At 38.8% G+C, this 9,125-nt stretch carries 9 protein-coding genes and 1 pseudogene; 7 read left to right on the top strand and 3 right to left on the bottom strand.

Translation table 11 applies throughout. The annotated features are described in order from the left end of the window. Positions 1-815 precede the first annotated feature (815 nt). Positions 816-2,270 carry a tRNA uracil 4-sulfurtransferase ThiI gene (thiI, locus tag JQC92_RS19500; protein WP_205001211.1) on the top strand — a complete coding sequence of 485 codons (1,455 nt, stop codon included), beginning with the start codon at positions 816-818 and terminating at the stop codon, positions 2,268-2,270. A 96-nt stretch (positions 2,271-2,366) separates the two neighbouring features. Here thiI and JQC92_RS19495 read toward each other — a convergent pair whose 3' ends face one another. Then, positions 2,367-2,549 (bottom strand): hypothetical protein, encoded by a 183-nt coding sequence (locus JQC92_RS19495; protein ID WP_205001210.1) that lies wholly within the window; start codon positions 2,547-2,549, stop codon positions 2,367-2,369. Between the two features lie 153 nt (positions 2,550-2,702). Then, positions 2,703-2,945, bottom strand: coding sequence for a hypothetical protein (locus JQC92_RS19490; protein ID WP_205001209.1), 243 nt, complete (start codon positions 2,943-2,945; stop codon positions 2,703-2,705). Positions 2,946-3,176: 231 nt separating this feature from the next. On the opposite strand from JQC92_RS19490, the gene JQC92_RS19485 reads away from it, so the two are divergent. From JQC92_RS19485 to JQC92_RS19460, 6 genes and pseudogenes are all read left to right on the top strand, one after another. Next, the gene (locus JQC92_RS19485) at positions 3,177-4,088 is read left to right on the top strand and encodes a transcriptional regulator GcvA (protein ID WP_129948157.1); all 912 of its coding nucleotides are present in this window, start codon (positions 3,177-3,179) and stop codon (positions 4,086-4,088) included. 5 nt (positions 4,089-4,093) lie between these two features. After that, positions 4,094-4,726 (top strand): alpha/beta fold hydrolase, encoded by a 633-nt coding sequence (locus tag JQC92_RS19480; protein WP_205001208.1) that lies wholly within the window; start codon positions 4,094-4,096, stop codon positions 4,724-4,726. Further along, positions 4,719-5,105 (top strand): DUF423 domain-containing protein, encoded by a 387-nt coding sequence (locus tag JQC92_RS19475; protein ID WP_205001213.1) that lies wholly within the window; start codon positions 4,719-4,721, stop codon positions 5,103-5,105. Before JQC92_RS19480 ends, JQC92_RS19475 begins: the two co-directional genes overlap by 8 nt. Before the next feature lie 154 nt (positions 5,106-5,259). Continuing rightward, a complete protein-coding gene (gene rlmM / locus JQC92_RS19470) occupies positions 5,260-6,351 on the top strand; it encodes a 23S rRNA (cytidine(2498)-2'-O)-methyltransferase RlmM (RefSeq protein WP_205001207.1) in 1,092 nt (363 codons plus the stop codon). A 143-nt stretch (positions 6,352-6,494) separates the two neighbouring features. Next, positions 6,495-7,799 carry an oligosaccharide flippase family protein gene (locus JQC92_RS19465; protein WP_205001206.1) on the top strand — a complete coding sequence of 435 codons (1,305 nt, stop codon included), beginning with the start codon at positions 6,495-6,497 and terminating at the stop codon, positions 7,797-7,799. 225 nt (positions 7,800-8,024) lie between these two features. Next, a pseudogene (locus tag JQC92_RS19460) lies at positions 8,025-8,332 on the top strand (DUF6444 domain-containing protein); the annotation flags it as partial. 319 nt (positions 8,333-8,651) lie between these two features. On the opposite strand, the gene JQC92_RS19455 reads toward JQC92_RS19460, so the two are convergent. Next, a complete protein-coding gene (locus JQC92_RS19455) occupies positions 8,652-8,954 on the bottom strand; it encodes a transposase (RefSeq protein ID WP_205001212.1) in 303 nt (100 codons plus the stop codon). Positions 8,955-9,125: the final 171 nt, after the last annotated feature.

Here is a 9,125-nt window from a genome sequence, read left to right as displayed (position 1 = left end):
TGATTGAATAAATGCCTAACGCCTCAGATGGTACATCCTTGTACCTCTGAGTCTAGCCCGACATCCATGTCGGTCTCACGTCATTTTGCATTCAATCATATCTTCAACAGCTTCAATGGGAACTGTCAGCCCTTAAGCTGTATTTGAATATTTTAATGTTATCACTTGTACTGAATTTAAAACGACCAATACCCCTGGCGTTTACAACAGTTTCCCATGGCAAAGTTGTAATCTTAGTTGGTGAAAAACAGCGTAAGCGTAGCATGGATGCTGCGCTAGATTCTGGGGTTCATGGTCGTTCTCGCACATCATGTGCTTCACGACATTCAAGCGTCCTGCCTATCAGATGCACCATCGGAAGCGTTAGTTATTTTTTGCCATAAGAGGAATTACGTTTAACTTTGCGGGGCGGAACTGGGGTTTCCAAAGGGAAATTTGCTGAAGAACTCTTCTTTGGGCGGTGTGGAGTGCAACTCCACGACTTTATAAACTTCGTAGAAGTTTTGTTTCATTCTCAAAAGTGATGCTTCGCATCAAAAAGGCACTCGATGACCGACATACACAACTGTCGTTACTTCGTTGCCAGCTAACCACATGCTGGTATGATGGTAATGTTCTGAATTGCAGCCATAAAAAACTGGTGTTATTTAATTTCAGCGACTTTATAATTTTCGCAGAAGTTTTGTATTCACCGAGGTTTACCAATAACATCCTGTTCAATGCTCAAAATTTGAAACTCAGATTATGCAATTGAGTGTCGATACTGTATAATTTCCGCCACTTTTTTGTTCAATCTTTGTTACTGCGGAAACCCAATGAAGTTTATTGTTAAGTTATACCCTGAAATTATGATGAAAAGCCGCTCGGTAAGGGTTCGCTTTACCAAAATGCTTGAATCAAATATGCGTAATGTTCTAAAACGTGTGGATGATGGGGTAGCGATTCAACGTCAGTGGGATAAGATTTTAGTTAATGTACCCAATGGTTCAGATGAATTAGTTGCAACGGTAAGTGAACGTCTAGGTTGTATTCCTGGGATTGCGCATTCACTGCAAGTTCAAGAATTCAGCTTTGAAACCATGGATGATATCTATCAGCATGCATTACCGTTGTATAAAGACAAATTAGTCGGTAAAACGTTTTGTGTTCGTGTGAAACGAAACGGTAAGCATGACTTTAAGTCTAACGACGTAGAGCGTTATGTTGGTGGCGGGCTAAATCAACATACTGAGGCTTCAGGTGTCAAACTTAAAAATCCAGATATGACGATTAATCTTGAGATCAGTCAAGATAAGCTCTATATGGTCGTTGAGCGCGTTGACGGTTTAGGTGGCTTCCCAATTGCGACTCAAGAAGATGTACTTTCATTGATCTCTGGTGGTTTTGATTCTGGTGTTTCAAGCTTCCAATTCATTAAAAAAGGCGCAAGAACTCACTACTGCTTCTTTAATCTTGGTGGTGCACAGCACGAGATTGGTGTTAAGCAAGTAGCTTATCATTTGTGGAAAAAATATGGTGAATCACACAAAGTTAAATTCATCACCATTCCATTTGAAGATGTTGTAACCGAAATTCTTGAGCGTATCGATAATGGTCAAATGGGCGTTATCTTAAAGCGCATGATGATGAAGGTAGCAACTCGTGTTGCAGATCGGTTAAAAATTCAAGCGTTAGTAACAGGTGAAAGCTTAGGCCAAGTTTCTAGCCAAACCTTGACCAATTTAAATGTGATTGACCGCAGCACTGATTTATTAATTTTGCGTCCACTTATCACCATGGATAAGCAAGACATCATTGATGAGTCTCGTGTCATTGGCACTGAAGATTTTGCAAAGTCTATTCCTGAATACTGCGGCGTAATCTCTCAAAAACCTACAGTTAAAGCAGTGCTTTCAAAAATCCTAGCGGAAGAAGAAAAGTTCACTGAAGAGCTTGTTGCTAAGACTGCTGAAAAAGCGGTCATTATGAACGTTCGTGATATCGCAGCAGAGATGGATGCTCAAGTTACCGAGACTGAAACCGTTCAAGATTTATCTTCTGACGTAGTGGTTATTGATATTCGTTCTGCTGAGGAAGAAGAAGCGACACCGCTAGAAATTGATGGCGTTGAAGTGATTCATATTCCTTTCTTCAAGCTAGGCACGCAATTTGCGGATTTAGATCAAAGTCGCTCTTACCTGTTGTATTGCGACCGTGGCGTAATGAGTAAGTTGCAAGCGCTTTATTTGATGGAGCAAGGCTACACCAATGTTAAGGTATACCGTCCTTAATTAATGAGCATAGTATTTAGCTGTTGAGGGTAAACGACCTCAACAGCTATCAACTTGATTGTGTTCACATCAACATTTCTAAAAGCTCTAACAATATTATTTGCTGATCCAGTTCGAGTAACAAGTTTCCAAAACGTTTTTAAAGGTGTAATTAACAACGGTAATGTTAAATGACTTATCTTTTACAGTAAGTAAACCGTAAGCGACGCCATCTCGATTGGCATTACCTAAATACTGAATAGAGGCGTTGCTTTTTACCGTATCCACAGAGAGAGTCATATGGAGACCTAACCTACGTTATCGTTTTTAGAGTGTATATTTTTTGATAACAAGAAGAATAAGATCTGGTGCTGTACAGGTTACTGTAATTGATTTGGATAAAAAAAGTCGCATTGATGCGACTTTTAGACTCTTTAAAAATAGAAAACAGAATTATTCTTCAGCTGTTTGTTCTTTTTCAGCTGGCTTGTCTTCTTTTTTAGCAATAAGGAATGTTTGATGATCTTCGTTAAATAGATTAATCATCAATTCTTCCATAGACTGTGATAGGCTTATTTGAATTTCTTGGTTAATTTCTTTTTTATCAAATTCTAATTCTGTTGTTGGTTCAGCAAAAGCTACAGCAGAAAATGAACCAAAAAATGTAATGCCTAAAGCTGAAAGTAGTTTGCTCATGATGTTTGCCTTTTAAAAATGTCGCTGCTATCTCAGATTTAGCCAAACTACTGATTAGTTAATGCTTTAGGCTTATCTGAATCCCTATTTGATGGTGCGTAATTTAATCGAGCAGTGTACAGATAACAAACGATTAAAAGTAACCGTGCGGATTAGAAAAACTAATGCTAAAATGTACTCAGGATAGATAATAATTATTAGTGAATATAAAAAGAATAAGAGTGAAATTTTATGCCTAGACGATTGCCGCCATTAAACGCTGTGAAGGCCTTTGAGGCTGCTGCTCGCCATTTAAGCTTTACCAGAGCAGCTGAAGAATTATTCGTTACGCAGGCTGCTGTCAGCCATCAAATTAAAGCCCTCGAAGATTATTTAGGCTTAAAATTATTTAGGCGAAAAAATAGAGCTTTGTTATTAACAGAAGAAGGACAGAGTTACTTTCTCGATATCAAAGACATTTTCAGTCAAATTGCTGAATCAACAGAGCGTCTATTAGCAAGAAGCGCCATTGGCTCACTCACTGTGAGTATGCCACCGAGTTTCGCTATTCAATGGTTGGTGCCACGGCTTTCAAAGTTCAGTGAACAGAATCCTGAAATTGATGTTCGTATTAAAGCCGTCGATTTGGATGTCGATCATTTAACTGATGATGTTGATGTCGCTATTTATTATGGTGAAGGTAATTGGCCTCATTTACGGGTAGATAAATTACGTAATGAAGTGCTTATTCCTGTTTGCTCTCCTACGTTGTTTAATGGTCCCAAACCTTTAGAAAAACCGGAAGACCTTAAAAACTTTACCTTATTACATGATATGTCGAGAACAGACTGGCAGATGTGGTTTAAACAATGTGGTGTCTCTGGTATAAATGTCAATCAAGGTCCCATCTTTAGCCACTCATCTCTTGTATTACAAGCTGCTGCACACGGACAAGGCGTTGCACTTGGTTATAGTGTGTTAGCTACGCCAGATATCAAAGCCGGTCGGTTAGTTGTGCCATTTCAAGATGTCTTGGTAAGTCCTAACGCTTATTATCTCGTATGTCCTGAAAGCCAAGCAGATTTAGGGAAAGTTTCTGCATTTAGAGATTGGATGCAAGAAATGTTTGCTGAAGAGTCGAAAAACGAATTACTGGCAGGATAAATAATATGATTGCGTATGAAGTTGATGGCGATGTAAGTGATACTTTGGTTATATTTGCTCATGGAGCAGGCGCAGGGATGGATTCAGACTTCATGCAGCAAGTCTCTGCGAAGTTAGCCGCTAAACAAGTTCAAGTTGTCCGTTTTAACTTTAATTATATGCAGATCAATAAAGACGAGGGAAAAAGACCTCCTCCAGAAAGAATGCCCAAACTGATAGCCCATTTTGAAGAGCTAATTGCTGAAGTTGTCGCAAAATATCAACCTAAGCATCTATATTTAATGGGTAAGTCAATGGGAGGACGAGTTGCCGCTATTTTATGTGAGCAATCGAGCTTCGATATTAAAGGGGTTATTTGTCTTGGTTATCCGTTTATTTCGATAAAAGGTGGAAATCCACGGCTTGAGCCTCTAGAAAAGTGTCAAGTGCCTGTTCATATCATTCAGGGTGACAGAGACCGTTTTGGAAGCCAGCAACAAGTTCGAGATTGGATTTTGCCGAGTTACGTTACTTTTAGCTGGATACCCGATGGTGATCATAGCTTTGAACCAAGGAAGCGGTCGGGGCATAATCTGGAGCAAAATTTGAATTTGTCGATTGATCAAGTCATGGGCTTTATTGGAGAAAAAAATGCGTAAAGGACTTTTTTTAATTGCATGTTTCTTTGGCTTTTTAGCAACGGCCTTTGGTGCTTTTGGTGCACATGGGCTAAAAAGCGTTGCAACTAAAGAAATGATTGAGATATTTAATCTAGGTGTTGAGTATCAGTTTTATCATACTTTTGCGATCATGGGAGCTGCAATTGCTGGTCAATGGCTTCCTTCCAAACGCCTTGATTATTCAGCTTATGCTTTTATTATTGGTATTATTTTCTTTTCTGGTTCTTTATATGCTTATGCCCTCACTGGAACTAAGCTCGTTGCCATTATGACGCCAATTGGTGGAATGAGTTTCTTAGTTGGTTGGCTATTGCTTGCAGCAACCGTTTGGCAAAACAGAATGGAAAGCAAAGTTTAATTAGCCTGAAATGCTGTTGTGTATTCTTTCTCGATGTAGCTGATGTTAAAGAGGTGCTACAACAAATCTAAAGAGTAAATTGAGTGCGTCCTCTAGTGCGACAGTATGTAAAACCGCTATACTGTCGCCAATTTTATATTTCTAATTCATTCTCATGAAAAATCTATTCTTATTTTGCCGTGCGGGTTATGAAAAAGACTGTGCCGCAGAAATTCAATTCCGTGCTCAAGAAGTTGGTGTTGCAGGCTTTGTTAAGGCCAACAACAATGATGCTTATGTAGTTTATCAAGCATTTGAAGACAATGGTGCAGATGTTTTATTAAAGAAAATAAAGCTCAACGATCTTGTTTTTGCGAGACAAATGTTTGCTGCTAGCGAACTTCTCTCCGATTTACCAGAGAGTGATAGAGCTTCACCAATTGTAGAAGCTCTATCAAAGGTGGAAAAAGCAGGTGAAATCCGAGTTGAAACGCCTGACACCAATGAAGCAAAAGAGTTGTCTACATTCTGCCGTAAATTTACAGTACCTCTTCGTCAGGCTCTTAAAAAGTCAGGTAGCTTACTCAATAAAGAGAATCCAAGAAGACCCATCATTCATGTGTGTTTTATTGGTTCAGGTAAAGCTTATGCAGGTTACTCGTTAAGCAATAACACTTCATCATACTTTATGGGGATTCCAAGACTTAAATATCCTTCTGATGCACCAAGTCGTTCAACGCTCAAATTGGATGAAGCTTTTAAGCACTTCTTAACTCCTGAAGAGCAAGAAGAGCGCTTACGCAGCGGAATGAACTCTGTCGACTTAGGCGCTTGTCCTGGTGGTTGGACTTACCAGCTGGTTAAACGTGGTATGTTTGTTGCGGCCGTAGATAATGGCCCAATGAATGAAAAGCTGATGGATACAGGGCAAATTAAACACTATCGTGAAGATGGGTTTAAATTTGAACCTTACCGTAAAAATATCTATTGGCTTGTGTGTGATATGGTTGAAAAGCCTGCACGTGTCGCTGAGTTAATGGAGCATTGGGCTATCCAAGGGTGGTTTAAAGAAGCCATATTTAACCTTAAGTTGCCAATGAAAAGCCGATTTAAAGATGTTAAGCAAATTTTGGCTACCATGGATGAAGTACTTCGTGAAAATGGTATCGAAGATTTTAAAATTCAGTGTAAGCATCTGTATCATGATCGAGATGAAGTGACGGTTCATTTATGGTTGAATCCTAACAACCCTTGGAACTTTAGTTAAAAGGGAATTCCCAGAGCAACATCCTAATAAGCGCTAGTCATTTATTAGCGCTTTTTTCTATAGCTTTTGTTCTAACACTGTACATTTCATCATCTATACTTTTTAAATCATTTAAATAAGAATTTTTGAAGTGACGAGTTGGGATGAGCACAAATTCTGAAGATTTAAATAAAGGTGCCTTAATCGCTACATCCACCTACATTGGTGGATTTATTGTTGGTTACTTGTTTAATATCTTACTGGCACGAATCCTAGCACCTGAAGCCTATGGTAATTACAAAGTTGCTGAGGCTTTTGTTGGTCTAGGCTCCATCATTGCACTGATGGGAGGCTCAAAAGCGGCTGCAAAATTACTTTCTGAAGATATCATAGGAGGCAACTCAAGGAAGGTTTGGACCTACGTTTGGTTTTATTTGAAAGTTGTGATTTTTGCATCGGTTGCGATTTTTTTCCTATCCATCCTTGGGCATCATTTACACATTTCGATTTTTAATGGGAGCAGCTATCATCCTATTTTACTCGCATCATTAACCATTCCTTTTTCAGCTGCTTCTGCATTAATTGGCTGTTTATTTCTAATGTCAAAACAGTTAGTTTGGTCTTTTGCTCCTTGGAGAATCGGTTATCCGCTTTTACGAATGATCTTATGCGGTGCTGTTTTCATTTTCGCAGGAAGCCTGAGCGATATGACGGCAGTATTGTTAATGAGTTTAGCCGCACTTATTATTTTTGCGTTTCAGTTTAGGCAAGCTATAAAAACAGACTTAATCTCCCTTTCGGGTGATAGCATTGCGCATGATCAAAAAGTTTGGCTAAAAACGTCAATTCCACTGATGTTTATCATCATCATTCAAATCTTGATGAGTCAGGTTGATATTTACATGCTTGAATGGATGAGTGGAGAAACTTCTGTAGGCCATTTCGCAGCTGCTCAAACGACCGCTAATCTCATTATGACCATTAAAAATTCAGTTTATGCCTTTATCGCCCCTGTTGTTGTGATAGCGCTAAAAAGTAATGATGTTGCAATGCACACATTGAGTCGCAAATACTTTCAGTTGCTTATATTTACAGCGTTACCTTTATCACTCATTATTATGTTTAATGCCGACAGTATTTTAGTTTGGTTTGGGCATGACACTGAGTTAACGGAACACGCATTGAAATTCTTAACTTTGGGTAATATGGTTGATGCTATTTTTGGCTTATCAGTAATTTGGTTACAATTCTCTGATGATCAAAAACTTGTGATTAAAATTTTAGTCACTTCGCTCATTATCAATATTATTTTAAATATTTTACTCATCCCAATTTTCGATATTGAAGGTGCTGCTGTTGCTACGGGATCGGTAAGGGCTGCTTCTACGCTTATCATTACTCTTGTCGTCCTAAAGAAATATAGGCTTTTCCCTTGGGGTAAAAAGGAGCGGCAAGTGTCGGCGGAGTAAGCTTTGCAAAAGCTTATGATAGTTACATCACAAAATTACTTATTCATTACTGATTTTTTAACGAAAAGCATTAATTAAACACCTGAATTGATTTTGAATAATCTCAATCTAAATGATAATAGATTGCATGTAACCATTCACCAAGCTCCTCTTGTTTTTTGTGAAACAAGTCACATGTTCTAATGTTGTTACTTGAACGATCTTTTATAGTGTTTTTATGTACACATGAAAAAGAAACAATGCTTCGAGAAAGATGCTCCACAATCTGCCAATTTGAAAGATGCTAATTTGCTGATTCAAGTTATGGCAAAAACTTCGGGAGTACGAAGATAGGTTAAAGCAGTCTTCTTAGAATTCATCAAAATCGCCGTCATCAGATACATCTGAAGCAAAGGCTGATAGAAAAAGCTCAAACACCTCGTAGCAGAAATAAGGTGGGCGCTCAGCCAGGCCACACGGGGAAAAGAAGACCTTTAGCTGAACTGTCGGATGATGACATCGTAATTGAGTGCAAACCTCAGTCTTACTGCAGTGCTTGGCTTGACCAATATGGTCCACAATTCCAAGGACGAGGGGGCGGAAAGTTTTTAATGTGCTGTTCTTTTGATATTGCAGCTAAATTAGCTTTAAACCTAAAAAACTCAGTTGAACGCTAAATGACTTTTTAAGCCCATGAAAGTAAATTAATAACCTGATTGAATATTATCACCTGTTGGGTGAATCGCTCTACGCTCACAAGCTGGTTAAAATTGCCGTTATCTGCGTTAGAACATTTGCAAGTAGATTAACTAGTCGGTTCTGAAAAAATCCATTTCAAGAGTTAAAATGTACAGCATCTGATTTACGCAAAATTCAGAGCCGTACCCAAAAGCAAGATTTCTTAGATTTTGCGTCAATTTCACTACAAAACAGCCAAAACTCACCATCTTTTTCGAGCAAAAAGAAAATGGCTAACCACTTTCTCAAGTTCCAGGCACACGCAGCCATTAGAAGGTTTATTGAGTCGCCAATACTGCCCTTTAACCAGTTCTTACACAGTCTAAAGTCACTCTTCAAGTGCCCGATTACTGGTTCAATGGTTGCCCGTTTTTTACAGAGTTCACTTTTACGTTTTCTTTTTGCTTGCGAGTCCCGTTTTAATGGCCGACTCGGGATAACAACTTCTTAGTCAACATACTGCATACACCCTTTATAGCCTTTATCTGGCTCTTCGTCGTTTCATGTGGATTTGAGTAGATCTGATACAGGGCTAGCAATCATAAAGATCATGGTTATAAATGTTCCTGTATTACGGTAGCCTCTGGCTCGTGCTCTGGCCGCTTGAAA

Origin of the sequence: Parashewanella hymeniacidonis (assembly GCF_016900895.1) — a bacterium.
Classification (GTDB): domain Bacteria; phylum Pseudomonadota; class Gammaproteobacteria; order Enterobacterales; family Shewanellaceae; genus Parashewanella; species Parashewanella hymeniacidonis.
The sequence above is the reverse complement of the archived record's forward strand: the minus strand, read 5'-3'. Positions and strand labels throughout refer to the sequence as shown.